The organism is Collimonas humicola (genome assembly GCF_018304945.1).
In the GTDB taxonomy this organism is placed as follows: domain Bacteria; phylum Pseudomonadota; class Gammaproteobacteria; order Burkholderiales; family Burkholderiaceae_D; genus Collimonas; species Collimonas humicola.
The window spans coordinates 247638-267002 of the sequence record NZ_JAGQEE010000004.1; the positions used below are offsets into that span (position 1 = coordinate 247638).

The following is a 19365-nucleotide window of genomic DNA, read 5'->3' on the forward strand; positions in this document are numbered from 1 at the left end:
GCCGTAAAGCCGGCAATTGGGACGCAGCCGGACCGGACCGGAGCGGACCTGAACATGGCTGGGGATACTGAGGAAGCGCTGAGGAGGACCGGGTCATGAAATGAATTTGGCAAACACCATAGCAGGCGATTTTTTGAAATTAATCCCTTATTATATGGGAACTCACCATCAACAGCCGTTTTACTGGATTGCTTAATGTCTTTATCACAGTCTGCCCCTGCTTTACCCGATCTGCGCCAGACTCAAATTGTCGAATGGCTAACTACGCTCAGCGACATTCCCACCTTGCCCGCGACCTTGCGCCCGGCCTCCGCCGACGCCAGCTTCCGCCGTTATTTCCGTATCGATGCGGTCGGCGTAGACACGGCCGCCGGCGGCACCCTGATCGTGATGGATGCGCCGCCGCCGCAGGAAGATGTGCGCCCTTTCATTGAGATCGGCGCGCTGTTTGCCGGCATCGGCCTGTCGGTGCCGGCGGTCCTGGCGCGGGACGTCGAACACGGTTTCCTGCTGCTGTCCGATCTGGGTTCCACGACTTATCTGCAGCAACTCACCAGCGACGGCAGTATCGAAAATGCCCACAAGCTCTATATGGATGCCATCGACGCGCTGGTATTGCTGCAAACCAAGAGCCAGCCGGATGTGCTGCCGGAATACGACCGCGCCTTCCTGTTGCGAGAATTGCAAATATTCCCTGAGTGGTACATCGGCAAGCATCTGAAGGCCACCCTCAGCGACCAGCAAAGCGCCGATCTCGACAAGGTGTTCGACGCCATCCTCGCCAACAACCTGGCGCAACCGCAGGTGTTCATCCACCGCGACTACCATTCGCGCAACCTGATGGTGCTCGCCGGCGGCAATCCTGGCGTGCTCGATTTCCAGGGCGCGCTGTACGGCCCGATCAGCTACGACATCGTTTCGCTGCTGCGCGACGTCTACATCCAATGGGACGAAGCCCAGGTGCTGGACTGGATGATCCGCTACTGGGAACGGGCCAAGCGCGCCGGCCTGCCGGTGGCGCCGGACATCGACAGCTTCTACCGCGATTTCGAGTACATGGGCTTGCAGCGGCACCTGAAAATCCTCGGCCTGTTCGCGCGCCTGTATCACCGCGACGGCAAGGAAGCCTATCTCAAGGATATCCCGCTGGTCATGGATTACGTCCGCAAGACGGCATTGCGCTACCGCGAACTGATACCGCTGGTGCGCATGCTGGACAAGCTGGAAGATAAAACGGTGCAAGTCGGCTATACCTTCTAACCAACCGCAGCACGAATAAAGCATCCATGAAAGCAATGATATTTGCGGCCGGCCGCGGCGAGCGCATGCGCCCGCTGACCGACACCATTCCCAAGCCCTTGCTCAAGGTCCGCGGCCGGCCGCTGATCGTCTGGCACATCGTCAACCTGGTGCGCGCCGGCATTACCGAGATCGTCATCAACCACGCCCATCTGGGGCAAATGATTGAAGAGGCGCTGGGCGACGGCAGCAAATACGGCGCCGCCATCCGCTATTCACCGGAAAGCGTGGCGCTGGAAACCGCCGGCGGCATCGCCTACGCCCGCCATCTGCTCGGCGAACAACCGTTCGTGGCAATTGCCGGCGATGTCTACTGCCCGCATTTCGATTTTGAACAGGTCAAAAATACGCTGGAAGACAACGACCTGTGGGGCCAGCCCTACCCGCTCGACAAGCGCGACGTAGCCTGGCTCTACCTGGTGAAAAATCCGGCCCATCATCCGCAAGGCGACTTTGGCCTGCACAGTTTTTCGGTCAGCAACGAGTGCGAGCCCGGCCATACCTATACTTACTCGGGCATCGGCGTCTATCGCCCCTCGATGTTCGATGCGGTCAGCCCCGGCCAGCCGGAAAAGCTGGTCACCCTGATGCGCGAATACGCAGCGCGCGGCCAGGTCGGCGGCGAGGTATACCGCGGCGCCTGGACCGACGTCGGCACCATCGAACGCCTGGATCAACTCAACGCGCCGCTTTGACGCGTCACGCGACAACCTGTTACGAAAGACCGCCAGCATGACTCCTTACAGCACACGCCGCAGCACACTGATCGCGCAAATGCAAGCCATGGGCGGGGGCGTCGCCATCATCTCCACCGCGCCGGAAGCAATGCGCAACGCCGATTCCGATTTCCCCTATCGCCACGACAGCAGCTTCTACTATCTGTCCGGCTTCACCGAACCGGACGCCGTGATCGTGCTGGTCGCCGGCAAAGATCCAAAGGCGATTTTGTTCTGCCGCGAGAAAAACCTGGAACGGGAAATCTGGGACGGCTTCCGCTTCGGCCCGGCTGCCGCGCGTGAACAACTGGGCTTCGACGCCGCCTTTGCGATCGACGAGATCGACAGCGAAATGCCGAAGCTGCTGGCCGATGCGCCGGCGATTTTTTACACGCTGGGCAAGCAGGCCAACCGCGACAGCCAGCTGCAAGGCTGGCTCGCCAAGCTGGCCGGCCAGGCGCGCGTCGGCGTCAGCGCGCCGGCCACCATCCACAGCCTGGATCCGTTGCTGGCCGAAATGCGGCTGTTCAAGGATGGCTCGGAACACGCCATCATGCAGCGCTCCGGCCAGATTGCCGCCGGCGCCCACCGCCGGGCGATGCGCATGGCGCGTCCCGGCCTGCGCGAATATCACCTGGAAGCGGAAATCCTGCACGAATTCCGCAGCAACGGCGCCGAATCGCCGGCCTATACCTCGATCGTCGCCGCCGGCGCCAACGCCTGCGTGCTGCACTACCGCGCCGGCAATACCGAACTGAAAGACGGCGACCTGGTGCTGATCGACGCCGGCTGCGAATTCGAAAGCTACGCCTCCGACATCACCCGCACCTTCCCTGCCAACGGCGTCTTCTCCGCCCCGCAAAAAGCCTTGTATGAGATCGTACTGGCGGCGCAGCACGCAGCGATTGCCGCCACCCGCCCTGGCCAGCGCTTCATCGATGGCCACAATGCCGCCCTGCGCGTGCTGGCGCAAGGCATGCTCGACACCGGCCTGCTCCTCAAGAACAAGGTCGGCAGCCTCGACGACGTCATTGCCAACGGCGATTACCGCCAGTTCTACATGCACAGCACCGGCCACTGGATCGGCCTCGACGTGCATGACGTCGGCGCTTACCGCGAACCAGGCGAAGCCGCGGCGGAAGGCCAGCAAAAGCCATGGCGCAAGCTGCAGCCGGGCATGGTCACCACGGTCGAACCCGGCATCTATGTGCGGCCGGCGGAAGGCGTGCCGGAAAAGTTCTGGCATATCGGCATCCGCATCGAAGACGACATCCTGGTGACTGCCGACGGCAATATCAACCTGACGCGCGACGTCCCGACCTCGGTGGCCGAGATCGAAGCCTTGATGCGCAAGTGACGCCAAGCCTGCCGCCTGGCTGCAATACGCTGCAGGCGCTGTTATCATGACAGCTATGACCATTGCTACCATCGCTGCCACACCCACCATCGTCGTGTTCGATCTCGGCGGCGTCCTGTTCGACTGGAATCCGGACTACCTGTTTCGCAAGCTGATCGCCGACGAAACGGAGCGCAAGTGGTTCCTCGCCAACATCTGCAACGGCGCATGGAATATCCAGCAGGACGGCGGCCGGCCGCTGGCTGAAGCAACCGCCAGCCTGAGCGCCCGCCATCCGGAACATGCATCGCTGATTGCAGCTTTCTATAGCCGCTGGACGGAAATGCTGGGCGGCACGCTGGCGCCGGGCCTGGCGATTCTCGATGCGCTGGAAGCCGGCGGCGTGCCCTTGTACGCCTTGACCAACTGGTCGGCCGAAACCTTCCCTTACGCCCGCGGCAACGCTCCTTACCAGCCGGTCCTGCAACGCTTCAAGGACATCCTGGTGTCGGGTGAAGAAAAACTGATCAAGCCGGATCCGCGCATCTACCAGCGCATGCTGGAACGCATACGCGTACATCATCCCGAGGCTCAGCCAGAACATCTGGTCTTCATCGACGACGTCGAACGGAATGTGCTGGCCGCGCGCGCACTCGGCTGGCGCGCCATCCATCACAGCGATCCGGCGGCAACCGCTGCGCAACTGCGCCACTGGGGCCTGCCGGCATGAACGAGAACGCCAATCTGCAGAACAAGAACGATGGCGATGCCGACATCGCCATCTGCGGCGCCGGCCCGGTCGGCCTGAGCCTGGCCGCACTGCTGGTAAAACGCGGAGTGCCGGCGGCACGCATCGCCCTGATCGACGCCAAGACGGTTGAACTGGCGCGCCAGGATCCGCGTTCGCTGGCGCTGTCCTACGGCAGCAGCCAGATCCTGCAGGCAATCGGCGCCTGGCCGATTGCCGCCACCGCAATTGACCAGATCCACGTCTCGCGCCGCGGCCATTTCGGCCGCACCCTGATCCAGCGCGACGAATTCCGGTTGCCCGCGCTCGGTTATGTTACGCGCTACGGTACGCTGGTGACTGCGCTCGCTGCGCTGCCGGCACTGCAAGATATCCAGCTGCTGCGGCCGCTGCAGGTAAGCGCCAGCACCGAATATGACGATCATGTGGAACTGCAGTTATCGGACGGCCGCGCCCTGCACGCCAAATTGCTGGTGCAGGCCGAAGGCGGCGTGTTCGGCGCGCAAAGCGACAAAGCGCTGCAGCGCGATTACCAGCAAGTCGGCATCGTCGCCCATGTCCAGGCCAGCGCCCCGATTGCCCAGCGCGCCTTTGAGCGCTTCACCGAGCAGGGCCCGCTGGCGCTGCTGCCGCAGGACGACGGCCACGGCAACAACTATGCATTGGTCTGGTGCGTGCGCCCTGCTACCGCCGATAATTTGCTGGCGCTGGACGACGCCGCTTTCCTGGAAGCGTTGATGCAAGCCTTCGGAGGCCGCCTGGGACGGTTCACCAGGACCACGCCGCGCAACAGTTTTCCGCTCGGCCTGAATGCACGTCCCGCCGCCTCGGCCAGGACAGTAGCGATCGGCAACGCGGCCCAAACCCTGCATCCGGTCGCCGGCCAAGGCCTGAACCTGGGACTGCGCGACGCCACGGTGCTGGCGCGCATGTTGGCGACCGACATGTCCTCGGAGACGCTGCTGCAATTCACCGCCGCCAGGCAATCCGACCGCAGCCTGACGATACACCTGACCGACGTCATGGCGCGGGTCTTCGCCAGCGCGCCCGACGGCGCCTTGTCGCAAACCCTGCTCGGTCTTTCGCTCGGCCTGGTCGATGTGATCAAGCCGGCGCGGCGCTTGCTGGCACAGCAGATGATGTTCGGCCGGCGCTGACCGCGGGCCGCGGCGTTCAGTATAAAAAAAGCCGCGCCGGATAAACCTGGCGCGGCTTTTCGGCAAGAGCGGCCGGGGCTTACTCTATCCCTTTCACCATATCTTCAATCACCTTCTTGGCATCGCCGAACACCATCATGGTCTTGTCCATGTAGAACAGCTCATTATCCAGCCCGGCATAGCCGGAGGCCATCGAGCGTTTGTTGACGATGACGGTCTTGGCCTTGTAGGCTTCCAGGATAGGCATGCCGGCAATCGATGACTTCGGATCCTTGGCTGCCGGATTGACGACGTCGTTGGCGCCCAGCACCAGCACCACATCAGCCTGTGCGAATTCGCTGTTGATGTCTTCCATCTCGAACACCTGGTCGTACGGCACTTCTGCTTCCGCCAGCAACACGTTCATGTGGCCTGGCATGCGCCCTGCCACCGGATGGATCGCAAACTTGACGGTGACGCCCTTGTGCGACAGCTTTTCAGCCAGTTCCATCAATGCGTGCTGCGCGCGCGCCACCGCCAGGCCGTAGCCGGGAACGATGATGACGGTTTCAGCATTTCCCAGCAGGAACGAGGCATCGTCGGCGGAGCCGGATTTCACCGGGCGCTGGGCTTGTGCGCCGGCCGATGCCGCAGCAGCCGCATCGCCGCCAAAGCCGCCCAGGATCACATTGAAGAACGAACGATTCATCGCCTTGCACATGATGTAGGACAGGATCGCGCCGCTGGAACCGACCAGCGAACCGGCGATGATCAGCATCGAATTGTTCAGCGAAAAACCGATGCCGGCCGCGGCCCAGCCCGAATAACTGTTGAGCATCGACACCACCACCGGCATATCGGCGCCGCCGATCGGGATGATGATCAGCACACCCAGCGCAAACGCAATGACAGCCATCAGGATGAAGGGCAGCCAGGACTGGGTCAGCACGAAGATAAGCCCCAGCCCCAGCATCGCTACGGCCAGCAGCAGGTTGATGAAATGCTGGCCGCGGAAACTCACCGGGGCGCCCTGGAACAGGCGGAATTTATACTTGCCCGACAATTTGCCGAAGGCGATCACCGAACCCGAGAAGGTAATCGCGCCGACGAAGGTGCCGATGAACAGTTCGATGCGATTGCCGGCCGGCAGCGCCTCGCCGTGCGCCGCGATGCCGAAAGCCCAGGGCTCGGACACCGCCGCCACCGCGATGCAGACCGCCGCCAGGCCGATCAGCGAGTGCATCGCCGCCACCAGCTCGGGCATCTTGGTCATCTCGACGCGCTTGGCCAGCACCGCGCCGATGCCGCCGCCGACGACCACGCCGCCGGCCACCAGCCAGAAACCCAGGCCTGCGCCCTGCGATTCCGCTTTCAGCTTGACGATCAGGGCAATCGTGGTGACTACCGCGATCGCCATGCCGGCCATGCCGAAGGCATTGCCGCGCCGCGCCGATGATGGATGCGACAAACCCTTGAGCGCCTGGATGAAACAGACCGAGGCGATCAGGTACAGCAAGGTCACCAGGTTCATGCTCATTGCGCCGCTCCCTCTTTAGCCGCCGGCTTGGCCTTCGGCTCTTTTTTCTTGAACATTTCCAGCATGCGCTGGGTCACCAGGAAGCCGCCGAACACATTGACTGCCGCCAGCGCCACCGCCAGCGTGCCGGCGACCTGGCCAACCATGCCTTCGGTCAGGCCGGCCGCCAGCATGGCGCCGATGATGATGATGGCGGAAATGGCGTTGGTAACCGCCATCAGCGGCGTATGCAGCGCCGGCGTGACGGTCCAGACCACGTGGTAGCCGACGTAGATCGCCAGTACGAAGATGATCAGGTTGGTGATGGTGTGCGTGACTTCCATGGTTTCCCTTTAATAGAGCGAGTTCGAATGACTTCCACTACGTCTAGGCGACTAAGCGACCCCGTCATTCCCGCGTACACGGGGATGACACGTCTTTTAGATCTTTTTCAAACCAGTGATCTTGTTGTCGTCGTCGACAAACACCACTTTCGGCACGTAGCTGCGCGCTTCTTCGTCGGAAAGCGGGGCGTAGGTGCAGATGATCAGCAGGTCGCCGAGATGGGCGCAGCGGGCGGCGGCGCCGTTCAGGGAAATCTCGCCGCTGCCGCGCTTGCCGCGGATAGCGTAGGTCGAAAAGCGCTGGCCGTTGTTGACGTTGTACAGCTCGATCTTTTCAAACTCGCGGATGTCGGCTGCTTCCAGCAGGTCTTCATCGATCCCGCACGAACCTTCATAGTGCAGGTCGGCTTGGGTAACGGTGGCGCGATGAATCTTTGCGCGCAGCATGATGCGTTGCATAGTTATTTCTCCAGTTTACAAGGCCGCCAGCCTCAGCCGGCGGCGCATTACAGCTTTATTTACAGCTATTGATAAAAAACGGCAGTACCTTCAAACACGATCGTTCAAGATACTTCCCTGCTTCCCTATTTGCGCAGTACCTCGCCGGCACTGCACAGCAAAGTGGCCGCCACTATATCGTCTTCACGATTAATCACAAGCCCGCCTTCGGCATTGATGATCAGCTTGAGGAAGTCCAGCAGGTTGCGCGCATACAGCGCCGAAGCATCGGCCGCCACCAGCGCCGCCAGGTTGCCTTCGCCGATGATGTGCACGCCGTGCTTGATGACGGTCTTGCCGCTTTCCGACAAGGGGCAGTTGCCGCCCTGGTCGACCGCCATGTCGAGGATCACTGAACCCGGCTTCATGGCCTTGACCGTCTCTTCGCTGATTAATACAGGCGCCTTGCGGCCGGGGATCAGCGCGGTGGTGATGATGATGTCGGCCTGCTTGGCGCGCTCGTGCACCAGTTCTGCCTGGCGCCGCATCCAGTCGGCCGGCATCGGCCGCGCATAGCCGCCCACGCCTTGGGCGATTTCCTTTTCTTCATCGGTAATGAATGGCACATCGAGGAATTTGGCGCCGAGCGACTCGATCTGCTCTTTTACAGCGGGCCGCACATCGGAAGCTTCGATCACCGCGCCCAGCCGCTTGGCGGTGGCGATCGCCTGCAGGCCGGCGACGCCGGCGCCCATGATCAGCATGCGCGCCGCCTTGACGGTGCCGGCTGCGGTCATCAGCATCGGCATGAAACGCTGATAGGTATTGGCCGCCATCAAGACCGCCTTGTAGCCGGCGATGTTGGCTTGCGACGACAGCACGTCCATCGACTGCGCCCGCGACGTGCGCGGCGCGGCCTCCAGCGAAAAGGCTGTCAGGCCGTGGCTTGCCATAACAGCAATATTGTCGGCATCAAAAGGATTGAGCATGCCCACCACCACCGTGCCGCTTTTCAGCAGGGGCAGTTCGTCGGCGCTGGGAGCGCGCACTTTCAGCACGGTTTCCATGCCGAATGCGGCGGCGGCGCTGACCACTTCAGCGCCGGCGGCGGCATAGGCTTCATCCGTAATACTGGAAGAAGTGCCTGCGCCAGACTGCACCAGCACCTGGTGCTTGGCCGCCACCAGCTTCTTTACCGTCTCCGGAGTCGCGGCAACCCGGGTTTCACCAGGCCGCGTCTCGGCGGGGATGCCGATTTTCATGTACTTCTCCCACTATGTTAAGAATTCTGTGGATTTATGGAGGATTTACCCTGGCAATCCCCCACAAACAGGTCGGAAACAGCGCAATCGGCCGCACCCGGGTGGCCTGGACATTGTCCCGTAATTATCTGCATGGAATATTACACGGAAAAATTGCGGCCAAACAACCTGCGTCTTGATGTAGGTTATTTATCCTAAAATTAGCTTCCCTGTTGCAATTATGGCTAGAATCTGATCCGGTCGCCGTATCGGGACATCTCTTCGCACTGCACAGGTACTTCTGATCGAAAAACGGCAGGCAAGTTAAAATATCGGATTAACCGAGGAATTTATGACTGACGTTTGGAAACCCTCCGTCACGGTCGCCGCGATCATAGAGCGCGACGGCCGCTTCTTGCTGATAGAAGAAGCGACCAGTGACGGCATCCGCATCAACCAGCCAGCCGGCCATCTCGATCCCAACGAGTCGCTGCTGCAGGCGGTCGCGCGCGAAACGCTGGAAGAAACAGCGCACGAATTCACCCCGACCGCGCTGGTCGGCATGTACATGGCCCGTTATGTGTCGGCGCGCACCGGCAAAGCGGTCACTTACTTGCGTTTCGCTTTCTGCGGCGACCTGGGCGCCCAGCACGAACAGCCGCTGGATCACGGCATCCTGCGCACCCTGTGGCTGTCGCGCGACGAAATGGCGGCCTGCAGCGAACGCCACCGCAGTCCGCAAGTGCTGCAATGCGTGGATGACTACCTGCGCGGCCAGCGCGCGCCCTTGTCCATGCTCAATACCCATCCCAGCGCCTATGGAGTAGAACATGAGCTCTCCTAAAAAGCGCGTGGTGATCGGCATGTCCGGCGGCGTCGACTCTTCGGTTTCGGCCTGGCTGCTGAAGCAACAGGGTTATGAAGTGATCGGCCTGTTCATGAAGAACTGGGAAGACGACGACGATTCCGAATACTGCTCGACCCGCCAAGACTGGATAGACGCGGTCAGCGTGGCCGACGTCATCGGCGTCGATATCGAAGCCGTGAATTTCGCCGCCGAGTACAAGGACCGGGTATTCGCCGAATTCCTGCGCGAGTACCAGGCCGGCCGCACGCCCAATCCGGACGTCCTCTGCAACGCCGAAATCAAGTTCAAGGCTTTCCTCGACCACGCCATGAAACTCGGCGCCGACCTGATCGCCACCGGCCACTACGCCCGCGTGCGGCAAGCCGATTCGGGACGTTTCGAGCTGCTCAAAGCGGTCGACGCCAGCAAGGACCAAAGCTATTTTCTGCACCGGCTGAACCAGTCGCAGCTCTCGCGCACCTTGTTTCCGCTGGGCGAAATCCAAAAGACCGAAGTGCGCAAGATCGCCGAACAGATCCAGCTGCCGAACGCCAGGAAGAAGGATTCCACCGGCATCTGCTTCATCGGCGAGCGGCCGTTCCGCGAATTCCTGAACCGCTACCTGTCTTACCAGCCGGGACCGATGAAAACGCCGGAAGGCGACGTGGTGGGCGAGCACGTCGGCCTGAGCTTTTACACGCTGGGGCAGCGCAAGGGCATCGGCCTGGGCGGCATGAAATCGCACAAGAACGCCGGCGGCGACAGCGATCCCTGGTATGTGGCGCGCAAGGATGTGGCAAGCAACACCTTGTACATCGTGCAGGGCCACGATCATCCGTGGCTGCTGTCGTCGACGCTGCAGGCAGGCCAGCTCAGCTGGGTCGCCGGCGAGGCGCCGCAAAACAGCCATCTGTCGGCCAAGACGCGTTACCGGCAGGCCGACATGGCATGTGCATTCGACAGCGTGAAAGTCGAGGCCGGCGAGAACTTCGCGCTGCGCTTCAGCGATCCGCAATGGGCCGTGACGCCAGGCCAGTCTGCAGTTCTGTACGATGGCGACGTCTGCCTCGGCGGCGGCATTATCGAATCCTCCGGCAACCTCGCCTGAGTCTGTATCTGCCGGTTTTACGTCTTGCAGGCGTAAAACCGGGCATCCCCGCATTCCGCGCCGTCCTGGCCGGATCATTCATCCCAATGAATCCGAAATTTTGCCCAAACACACTTTGTCGTGTAATTGCAACAATAAGTTCCAAAATATTATTGCTACTATAGGAATAGTAAATTTCCAATTAGGCTGTTTATTGTTGATAGTGAAGTCTCTACACTGAACTTCATCGATGGGCGCAACACACAAGCAACACTGAATCAGCAATGCAAGTGCGCCGCTCACCGAGGCAGGACCCGACGGGCAACATAGCTCCATGCCTGTGCCGCCGAGCCCGGTGCCATCTATCAACCATTGGAGAAAAACATGAATGCCAAACAACTTATCGCTGGTCTCGCCGTTTTAGCCGCTGCCGGCAGCGCTTTTGCAGTTACCCCATATCCGCCTGAAACACCGTTCGTCTCCACCAAATCGCGTGCCGACGTCCAGGCTGAAGTTGCGCAAGCGCAAAAAGACGGCACGCTGAACCAGGCGCGCAACCAGTATCCGACGGTTGCTGCCGCCGGCAAGACGGTCACCCGCGCTGAAGTCGTGAGCCAGATCGACAAGACCGAGCCATCGGTTTACAGCGGCAACTAAGCCGTAACAGCAACCGGCAATTAATATTAATCACTGATGCGACAGTAACTCTTCAGGTCTGAAGGGTTAAGCAAAACGCCAGCAATGCTGGCGTTTTGCTATTATCCGGTCATGGTCCCGCACGCCATGCCATAGCGTGGTCAGCGGCGTTGCGCTGCATCGACAGACCGCGTCAAAGGATCGCTTCAGAAGAACGTTTCAGAAGAACCTTTTAAAAGAACGTTTTAAAAGATCGCTTCAAAAGCTCATCAGATCATTGCTCAGACCTCTTTTTCGCTCCACTATTTCGGGTCACCATGCGGTCAATTACCCCTTCCAAGCCTCAACTTTCCATCAGCCTGCTGACGGCCTGTGCGCTGGCCATCCTGTTAAGCGGCTGCGCTGATTTCTCGGGCATCAATCCGCAATCCAAGCTGGCGGACGGCAGCACGCTGGCCGCAGGCTCTGCACTGAGCAACGTCGGCAATGCAGCCTGGCCGACCAGCGCCTGGTGGGAAAATTACCGCGATCCGCAGCTCAATGCCTTGGTGCAGCAGGCCGTGGCCGACAGCCCCAGCCTGAAAATCGCCCAGGCCCGCATCCGCCAGGCTTCTTCACTGGCCGGCGTGGCGCGCGCAGCAACCTTGCCCAAGGTCGGCGCCGAGGCCAGCAGCACGCGCGGCCTGTATTCCGAGGAATATATTTTCCCGCCGCCGCTGGGCGGCAGCTGGAACTGGGACAATGAAATCACCGTCAAGGCCGGCTACGACCTCGACTTGTGGGACAAGGACCGCAGCGCGCTGGAATCGGCGCTGGATACGGTCCACGTCAGCGCCGCCGAAGCCCGCAGCGCCCAATTGAATCTGGAAAGCGCCGTGGTGCGCGGCTATCTGCAACTGGCGACCCAGTTCGCGCTGCGCGATATCGCCAGCGCGACGCTGGCGCAGCAGACCTCTATCGCCAGCATCGCCCAGCGCAAGCTGAACGCCGGGCTCGGCACGCGGCTGGAAGTCGCCCAGGCTGAAACCGCCTTGCCCGATGCCCGTTCCAACATCGAGAAAATCGATGAGAACATCGCCTTGCTGCGCAACCAGATTGCCGCCTTGAGCGGCCAAGGTCCCGGCAGCGGCGAGGCCATCCAGCGGCCGCTGCTGGCCGCCGCGCTGACTGCGCCTGCCGACGGCGGCGACAGCAACGCACAGCTCCCGGTCGCCCTGCCCGACAACGTGCCGGCGCACCTGGTCGGCCGCCGTCCGGATGTGATCGCGCAACGCTGGCGGGTCGAGGCCATGAACAAGAATATCGATGTCGCCAAGGCCGCCTTTTATCCGGATATCAATATCTCTGCCTTCATCGGCCTGCAGGCACTCGGCTTCAGCAACTTCCTGAGCGCATCTTCCGGCGTGCGCGGCGCCGGTCCGGCCATTTCGCTGCCGATTTTTGAAGGCGGCCGCCTGCGCGCCAATCTGGGCGCCCAGACCGCTGCTCTCGACGGCGCGATTGAAAGTTACAACAACACGCTGGTGCAGGCCCTGCAAAGCGTGGCCGACCAGATCATCAAGCTGAAATCGGAACAGCAGCAGCGCGGCCAGTCGGAACAGGCGCTGGCGCTGTCGAAGAAATCCTACGACCTGGCCAGGCGCGGCTACCAGGCCGGCCTGATCGCCAACATCAACGTCATCCAAAGCCAGCTGGTGCTGCTGCAGCAGCAATTGCGCGTAGTCCAGATCCGCGCCGGCTACCTCGATAGCTGGGCGCAGCTGATGCAGGCGCTGGGCGGCGGCCTCGGCGACGACCTGCCGCAGCCGGCAGCGGCAGGCGGCGCCATCGCCGCCGGCAAATAAGCGGCAGCCATCATGAGCGAGACCGCAAGCATCCGCCAGTCCTGGCTGCATCACCTGGCGCAGGCCGGCGTCATCTGGGTAGAAAACCACGGCCAGGACCTGCTGCATGTCAGCAAGATCCTGCTGGCGACCCTGATGGCGCTGGGGCTCTCGCTATTGTTCGACCTATCCAAGCCCGGCACTGCCATGGTCACCGTCATCATCGTACTGCAGCCGCGCAGCGGCCTGGTGCTGGCGAAGGGTTTCTACCGCTTCATCGGCACCTCGGTCGGCGTCATCGTATCGATCATCCTGGCTGCCGCGTTTACCCAGCAGCCGGTGCTGTTCCTGGCGGCCGGCGCCTGCTGGCTGGCGTTCTGCACCGCCGGCTCGACCATCTTCCGCAACTTCCAGTCGTACGCCTTCGTGCTGGCCGGCTATACCCTGGTCATCGTCGGCTTGCCGGCCGCACTGCAGCCGGCCCAGGCTTTCGACATCGCCATGACGCGCCTGAGCGAAGTGATGCTGGGCCTGCTGTGCGCCGGCGTGGTCAGCGATGTGCTGTTTCCCAAGCATTTGTCCGACGTCCTGCTGCTGACGGTGCGCAAGCGCTTCGCCGACTTCAAGAAATTCATCGCGCTGGACGACAGCGCCGCGATGCCGCGGCCGGCACGCGAACGCATGGTGCTGCGCTTTATCGGCGAAGTGATTTCGCTGGAAGCGCTGCGCACTTCCTCGGTATTCGAAAGCGCCAGCGGCCATCTGCAAAGCCTGCAGCTGCGCCAGTTGAATACTGCCTTCATGACCGCATCCACCACCTTCCACTCGCTCGACCAGCTGTTCGGCCGCTTGCAGGCAGCCGGCAAGCGCAGCACGCTGGATGCCTTGATGATGGAGTACCGGGCGATTGCGCGCGCCCTCTCCAGCCAGGACCGCGCGCAGCTGAAACAGGTCCGCAACGGAATTCCCGGGCGCCTGGCCGCCCTGCGCCGCGGCCTGGCCGCCAGCGGCGGCGACGGCAGTCACCTGCTCGATTTCGATTCCGCCACCGAACTGCTGGCCAGGTTCGCCGACGAATTGCTGATCTACGCCAGGATCCATGCCATTGTGATCCAGGCCGAGATGCATATGGCGGACGACGTCCAGCTGCCGGCGCACTATGTCGCGCGCACCGATCCGACCCTGATCGTCACCTCGGCGCTGCGGGCGGCAATCGGCTTCATCCTTTCCGCCTGGTTCTGGATCCAGACCGGCTGGGTTTCCGGCACCGATGCGGTGGTGATGGCAACCGTGGTCAGCGCCCTGTTTGCGGCGGCTCCCTCGCCCATCAAAGTAGTGCGCCAATTCATGATCGGCGGCGCGCTGGGCGGATTTTTCGGCTTTTTGTCGGCCTACTACCTGCAATCGCAGGCCGAAAATTTCACCATGCTGTGCATTGCGCTGGCGCCCTTCATCCTGATCGGCGCCTGGCTCACCACCACCAGGAAATACGCCGGCATCGGCACCGGCATCCTGCTGTTTTTCTTTTCCTACGCCAGCATCGGCAGCAACTATCAGTTCGACATGCTGGAACTGCTCAACGGCATGGCCGGCGGCCTGCTCGGCGTCGCCATCGCTTCCGTGATGTACCAGATCATCGATCCCTCCGACAGCCGCTGGATCAAGCGCCGCCTGGCGCGCGCCCTGCGCAACCAGGTGGTGGAAGCCTGCAGCAGGCCGCTGCCGGGCCTTGCCGGGCGTTTTGAAAGCGGCACCCGCGACCTGCTGTCGCGCTTTGCGATCACCCATTCGCTGGATAACGAAGACGACCGCGCCGTCATGACCTGGCTGCTGTCGGTGCTGGAAGTCGGCCGCGCCGTGATCCAGCTGCGCCAGGAAGCCCTGAGCATCGGCAATCCGGAAGTACACGGCAAGATCGAGGCAAGCATAGGCGGCATCGCCCATCTGTTTGCGCGCCCCAGCCAAAGCCGCCTGCGGGCAGCGCTCGATGCCGTGCTGGCGGCGATTGCCGCGTGCGCCGAGATGCCGGCGGTGCTGGCCAACCTGCACCTGATGCGCGGCGCCATGCTGGAACGCGTCACCGTGCTGACGCCGGCCGAAACCACGGCGCCGCTATCACCCCTCAAACCAGCCACCGACACCACTACCGGGAATTGACCATGCCACGCGAAATCGCCCTCTTCGATGCACTCATCCCGACCTTGTTGCTGGTCTTCATCGCCTGTTTGTTCCTGCAGATGGCGGTCGACTGGCTGTTTACCCGCCTCGGGCTATACCGCTATGTCTGGCATCCCAGCCTGTTCCGCATCGCCCTGTTCTTTTGCATTTTCGGCGGCGCCGGGCTGCTGCTGCATGTTGTGTAATGCCTTGTTTAATTCGCTGTAGAAAATTTGTCCTAAGGTCGCCATGAAATCATCCACCCTCCTGAAAACCCTGCTGCAGGTCATCATCACCCTGCTTGTGGTCCTGATTGCCGTCTTGCTGGCGCGCGCGCTGTGGGACCGCTACATGAATACGCCCTGGACCCGCGACGGCCGGGTGCGCGCCGACGTCATCAGCGTCGCCGCCGACGTCTCCGGCATCGTGGTGGCGGTGCCGGTGGCCGACAACGGCTATGTGCACAAGGGCGACCTGCTGATGAAAATCGATCCGGCCCGCTATGTGCTGGCGCTGGCGCAGGCGGAAGCGCAGGTGACCGAACGCCGTGTCGGACTCACCACCAAGCAGCGCGACGCCGCGCGCCGCGCCAAGCTCGATGGCGATGTCATCTCCAATGAAAACCGGGAAAATTCCAGCGCCGACGCTTCCGCCGCCCAGGCCCTGTACCAGGCCGCGCTGGCCGCGCGCGACAGCGCCAGGCTGAACCTGGAGCGCACCGAAGTGCGGGCCACGGTAGACGGCTGGATCACCAACCTGAACGTGCATGCCGGCGATTTTGCCCAGGCCGGATCGCCCAAGCTGGCGGTGATCGACGCCAATTCATTCTGGGTCTACGGCTATTTTGAAGAGAACAAGCTGCCCTTGATGAAGGTCGGCGACGCGGTCGACATGCGCCTGCTCGGCAGCGAGCAGATCATCAACGGCCATGTCGACAGCATCTCGCGCGGCATCACCGACCGCGACAATGCGCTCGGCACTTATGGACTGGCCAATGTGAACCCCAGCTTCAACTGGGTGCGGCTGGCGCAGCGGGTGCCGGTGCGCATCCATATCGACAAGGTGCCGGACGGGATCACGCTGGCGGCCGGCATGACTTGCACCGTCATCGTCAAGCCGGGACAGCGCCCCGTAACGGCTGCAAAATAAACAAAGCCTGGGGCAAATCCCAGGCTTTGTTTCAATCCAGCTGCATATCGTTCCCGATCCAGTCCAGCACCGAGGCGTGCCGCGGCCGCCATCCCAGTTCCCTGCGCGCCTTGGCCGCCGACACCCGGCTGTTCGATCCGAAGGAATATACCGCGTGGCCGAATCCCCAGGCATCGATCGCGTCCTGCATCGGCCACGATTGCGCCGGCCCCAGTCCCAGGCGCGCGGCAATCGCGCCGACGATCTCGGCATACGAGGCCTGGCCGTTTTCGACAAAATAGAAGGAGCCGGCCGGCGCCTCCTTCAAGGCTAGCAAATACAATTCCGCCACGTCTTCGATGTGTACATTGGACCAGACGTTGACGCCCTTGCCGACATAGCGCGCGATGCCGCTGCTGCGCGCCTGCGCCACCAACGGCGGAATCTGCACGCTGTCGCGCTTGAGGCCGAGGCCGCTGCCGTAGATCATGGTGTTGCACAGGATGACCGAACGCACATCGCGTTGCGCGGCGTCGCGGATCAGCTGGTCCAGGGCGGCGCGCGCGGCCTTCTCCGGCGCCGGCGTGAACGGCGTGTCTTCGTCGAACACCTGCTCCGACAGCCGGTCGCCGCGGGCATCGTCGCCGATCACGCTGGAGCCGCTGGTGTGGATGAACGCCTTGCCGGAGCCGGCCAGTGCATCGAGCAGGGTTTGCACCGCGAACAGATTGTCCGAGCTGGCGGCATTGACGACTGCATCGGCGCGCTTGGCCTCACGGCTGAGGATGCCGCCGTCGGCCAGGGTTCCCAGCACCGGTGCTATGCCCAGCGCGGCCAGCCGCTCGGCCTGCTCCGGCGTCCGCACCAGCCCGCGCACCTTGTATCCCTCCCGCATGAAACGGGTGGCGACAGAGCCGCCGATGAATCCGCCTGCTCCAGTGATAAATACCTGCATGTTTTCTCCTGATCCGGGTTATGTCTGAGCGATGCCTGAGCGGCGATCGATACCGACACTATGCGCGCATGGTTTGTTGAGAAAAATGGGTGTATCGACAAATGATATTTGACTTAAACTCAACAACGTTTGACGATTACCCACGGTCGCGCACAAGGGGAAACTGCTTGGTCATGGCCAACTACGGCTAGTTGCAGCTTCGCATTGTTGCGAAAACAGCATAAAATCAGAACATCAACATTCATCATCAGGGAGGCGCATGAGCGCTGCACAATCACAACACGCCGACCTGAATCCGCCGCCGAAGCGCGTGGTCACGGCGGACCTGGTAGCCGGCCTCTCGATCGCCGGGCTGCTGCTGCCGGAAGCCGTCGCCTACTCCAGCATCGCCAACCTGCCGCCGCAAACCGGCGTCATCGCGCTGTTCGCCGGCCTGCTGTGCTACGGCCTGTTCGGCAGCAGCCGCTTTGCAATCGTCTCCGCCACGTCGTCCTCCGCGGCAGTGCTGGCGGCGGCCACGGCCTCCATGGCCAACGGCGACATCGGCCTGCGCATGACGCTGGCGATCGGCCTGGTGATGATCACCGGCCTGTTTTTCCTGCTGGCGGGACTGGCGCGCATGGGCAGCGTCACCGATTTCATCGCCAAGCCGGTGCTGCGCGGCTTTGCTTTCGGCCTGGCCATCGTCATCATTCTCAAGCAGTTCGCCGGCGTGGTCGGCGTCCATCCCGAACATAGCGACATGACCCGCTTCATTCCGGAAATGCTGGCGCAGGCCGGCCGCTGGAACTGGATCAGCGTCGCCGTCATGGCGGCAGCGCTGGCCCTGCTGTTCCTGTTTGCGCGGCTGCGGCGGGTGCCGGGCGCGCTGCTGGTGATCGTCATCGGCGTCGCTGCCGGCCAGTGGCTCAATCTGCAGCAATATGGCGTCGGCCTGGTCGGCAGCATCCATCTGCAGCTGGCGGTGCCGACCTTGCCCATGCTGTCGCGCGCCGACTGGCTGCGCCTCGGCGAGCTGGGCTTTGCCATGGGCATGATCCTGTATGCCGAATCGTATGGCGCGATCCGCAGCTTTGCCATCAAGCACGGCGACACCACGGCGCCCAACCGCGACCTGCTGGCGCTGGGCGCCTCCAACCTGCTGTCCGGCCTGTTCCACGGCATGCCGGTCGGCGCCGGTTATTCCGCCACCTCCGCCAATGAAGCGGCCGGCGCTACTTCGCGCCTGTCCGGCTGGGTGGCGGCGCTGGTGATGCTGGCGATCGTGCTGACCTTGCTGCCGGGGATAGCCCTGACGCCGGAGCCGGTGCTGGCGGCAATCGTGATCCACGCTGTCAGCCATACCCTCAATCCGATGGTGTTCCGCCCTTACTTCCAGTGGCGCCGCGACCGCCTGGTGGTGATCGCCTCGGTCATCGCCGTGCTGTTGCTGGGCGTGCTGGACGGCCTGCTGGCATCGATCGTGATCAGTATCTTCATGATGCTGCGGCAGTTTTCGCAATCCACCATTTCTATCCTTGGACAGCTCGGCGATACGCATGACTTCGTCAACATGCGCACCCATCCGGCCGCCCAGCCGGTAGCCGGCATCATCATTCTGCGTCCGAATGAGCCGCTGTTCTTCGCCAACGCCGAACGCATCCTGAACCAGGCGCGCCATTCCATCGCCGCCGCGCCGGGACTGCACACCGTGATCCTCAGCCTGGAAGAATCGCCCGACCTGGACAGTTCCAGCCTGGAAGGCCTGCACGATTTTTTCAGCTTCGTCAGCGCCAGCGGCTTGCGGCTGCTGCTCGCGCGCCTCAAGGATCCGGTTTACGACATCATGAAAAACGCTGTCGCGCCTGCCTTCCCGGCCGCCTCTCTCAGTGCGCTGAGCGTCGCCGAGGCAGTGCACCTGGCGTTGACGGCGCAACAGCCAACCAAGCAAGCTACCGATATCGTCCAGGGAGAATAAT

Annotated in this window: 18 protein-coding genes; 13 read left to right on the forward strand and 5 right to left on the reverse strand. The window is 62.3% G+C overall.

Annotated elements, in window-relative coordinates; all coding sequences use genetic code 11:
- Positions 1-195: 195 nt before the first annotated feature.
- The 5 genes from KHU30_RS15170 to KHU30_RS15190 are packed head-to-tail and all read left to right on the forward strand — an operon-like array spanning position 196 to position 5256.
- On the forward strand, positions 196-1260 hold the full coding sequence (locus KHU30_RS15170; RefSeq protein ID WP_211443465.1) for an aminoglycoside phosphotransferase family protein: 1065 nt from the start codon (positions 196-198) through the stop codon (positions 1258-1260).
- A gap of 26 nt (positions 1261-1286) precedes the next feature.
- Entirely contained in the window at positions 1287-1994 is a 708-nt protein-coding gene (gene murU / locus KHU30_RS15175) for an N-acetylmuramate alpha-1-phosphate uridylyltransferase MurU (RefSeq protein WP_211443466.1), read from the forward strand.
- A 37-nt stretch (positions 1995-2031) separates the two neighbouring features.
- Positions 2032-3372: an aminopeptidase P N-terminal domain-containing protein gene (locus KHU30_RS15180; protein ID WP_211443467.1), complete on the forward strand. Its 1341-nt coding sequence runs from the start codon at positions 2032-2034 to the stop codon at positions 3370-3372.
- Positions 3373-3427: 55 nt separating this feature from the next.
- Positions 3428-4081 (forward strand): HAD family hydrolase, encoded by a 654-nt coding sequence (locus tag KHU30_RS15185; protein ID WP_211443597.1) that lies wholly within the window; start codon positions 3428-3430, stop codon positions 4079-4081.
- Positions 4078-5256, forward strand: a complete 1179-nt coding sequence (locus KHU30_RS15190) for an FAD-dependent monooxygenase (protein WP_211443468.1) — start codon at positions 4078-4080, stop codon at positions 5254-5256. The genes KHU30_RS15185 and KHU30_RS15190 overlap by 4 nt, the downstream gene beginning before the upstream one ends.
- Positions 5257-5335: 79 nt before the next feature.
- Here KHU30_RS15190 and KHU30_RS15195 read toward each other — a convergent pair whose 3' ends face one another.
- The 4 genes from KHU30_RS15195 to KHU30_RS15210 form a co-directional block, all read right to left on the reverse strand.
- Positions 5336-6772 carry an NAD(P)(+) transhydrogenase (Re/Si-specific) subunit beta gene (locus KHU30_RS15195; protein WP_211443469.1) on the reverse strand — a complete coding sequence of 479 codons (1437 nt, stop codon included), beginning with the start codon at positions 6770-6772 and terminating at the stop codon, positions 5336-5338.
- Positions 6769-7095 carry an NAD(P) transhydrogenase subunit alpha gene (locus tag KHU30_RS15200; protein ID WP_098493953.1) on the reverse strand — a complete coding sequence of 109 codons (327 nt, stop codon included), beginning with the start codon at positions 7093-7095 and terminating at the stop codon, positions 6769-6771. The genes KHU30_RS15195 and KHU30_RS15200 overlap by 4 nt, the downstream gene beginning before the upstream one ends.
- A 96-nt stretch (positions 7096-7191) precedes the next feature.
- Entirely contained in the window at positions 7192-7554 is a 363-nt protein-coding gene (panD, locus tag KHU30_RS15205) for an aspartate 1-decarboxylase (RefSeq protein ID WP_211443470.1), read from the reverse strand.
- 125 nt (positions 7555-7679) lie between these two features.
- Positions 7680-8795, reverse strand: coding sequence for a Re/Si-specific NAD(P)(+) transhydrogenase subunit alpha (locus KHU30_RS15210; protein ID WP_211443471.1), 1116 nt, complete (start codon positions 8793-8795; stop codon positions 7680-7682).
- A 331-nt stretch (positions 8796-9126) separates the two neighbouring features.
- Here KHU30_RS15210 and KHU30_RS15215 point away from each other — a divergent pair, with 331 nt between their 5' ends.
- The 7 genes from KHU30_RS15215 (at position 9127) to KHU30_RS15245 (ending at position 16473) form a co-directional block, all read left to right on the forward strand.
- The gene (locus tag KHU30_RS15215; RefSeq protein WP_098493955.1) at positions 9127-9618 is read left to right on the forward strand and encodes an NUDIX hydrolase; all 492 of its coding nucleotides are present in this window, start codon (positions 9127-9129) and stop codon (positions 9616-9618) included.
- Positions 9605-10729, forward strand: coding sequence for a tRNA 2-thiouridine(34) synthase MnmA (gene mnmA, locus KHU30_RS15220; protein ID WP_211443472.1), 1125 nt, complete (start codon positions 9605-9607; stop codon positions 10727-10729). Before KHU30_RS15215 ends, mnmA begins: the two co-directional genes overlap by 14 nt.
- Positions 10730-11092: 363 nt before the next feature.
- Positions 11093-11365 (forward strand): DUF4148 domain-containing protein, encoded by a 273-nt coding sequence (locus KHU30_RS15225; RefSeq protein ID WP_211443473.1) that lies wholly within the window; start codon positions 11093-11095, stop codon positions 11363-11365.
- Positions 11366-11661: 296 nt separating this feature from the next.
- Positions 11662-13188 carry an efflux transporter outer membrane subunit gene (locus KHU30_RS15230; protein WP_211443474.1) on the forward strand — a complete coding sequence of 509 codons (1527 nt, stop codon included), beginning with the start codon at positions 11662-11664 and terminating at the stop codon, positions 13186-13188.
- 12 nt (positions 13189-13200) lie between these two features.
- Positions 13201-15324, forward strand: a complete 2124-nt coding sequence (locus KHU30_RS15235; RefSeq protein ID WP_211443475.1) for an FUSC family protein — start codon at positions 13201-13203, stop codon at positions 15322-15324.
- A gap of 2 nt (positions 15325-15326) precedes the next feature.
- Positions 15327-15530: a DUF1656 domain-containing protein gene (locus KHU30_RS15240; RefSeq protein ID WP_061943467.1), complete on the forward strand. Its 204-nt coding sequence runs from the start codon at positions 15327-15329 to the stop codon at positions 15528-15530.
- A gap of 43 nt (positions 15531-15573) precedes the next feature.
- Positions 15574-16473 (forward strand): efflux RND transporter periplasmic adaptor subunit, encoded by a 900-nt coding sequence (locus KHU30_RS15245; protein ID WP_211443476.1) that lies wholly within the window; start codon positions 15574-15576, stop codon positions 16471-16473.
- A gap of 31 nt (positions 16474-16504) precedes the next feature.
- Here KHU30_RS15245 and KHU30_RS15250 read toward each other — a convergent pair whose 3' ends face one another.
- Entirely contained in the window at positions 16505-17407 is a 903-nt protein-coding gene (locus KHU30_RS15250; protein ID WP_211443477.1) for an NAD-dependent epimerase/dehydratase family protein, read from the reverse strand.
- 259 nt (positions 17408-17666) lie between these two features.
- Between KHU30_RS15250 and KHU30_RS15255 the strand changes: the two genes are divergently transcribed.
- Positions 17667-19364, forward strand: a complete 1698-nt coding sequence (locus tag KHU30_RS15255) for a SulP family inorganic anion transporter (protein WP_211443478.1) — start codon at positions 17667-17669, stop codon at positions 19362-19364.
- Position 19365 lies beyond the last annotated feature (1 nt).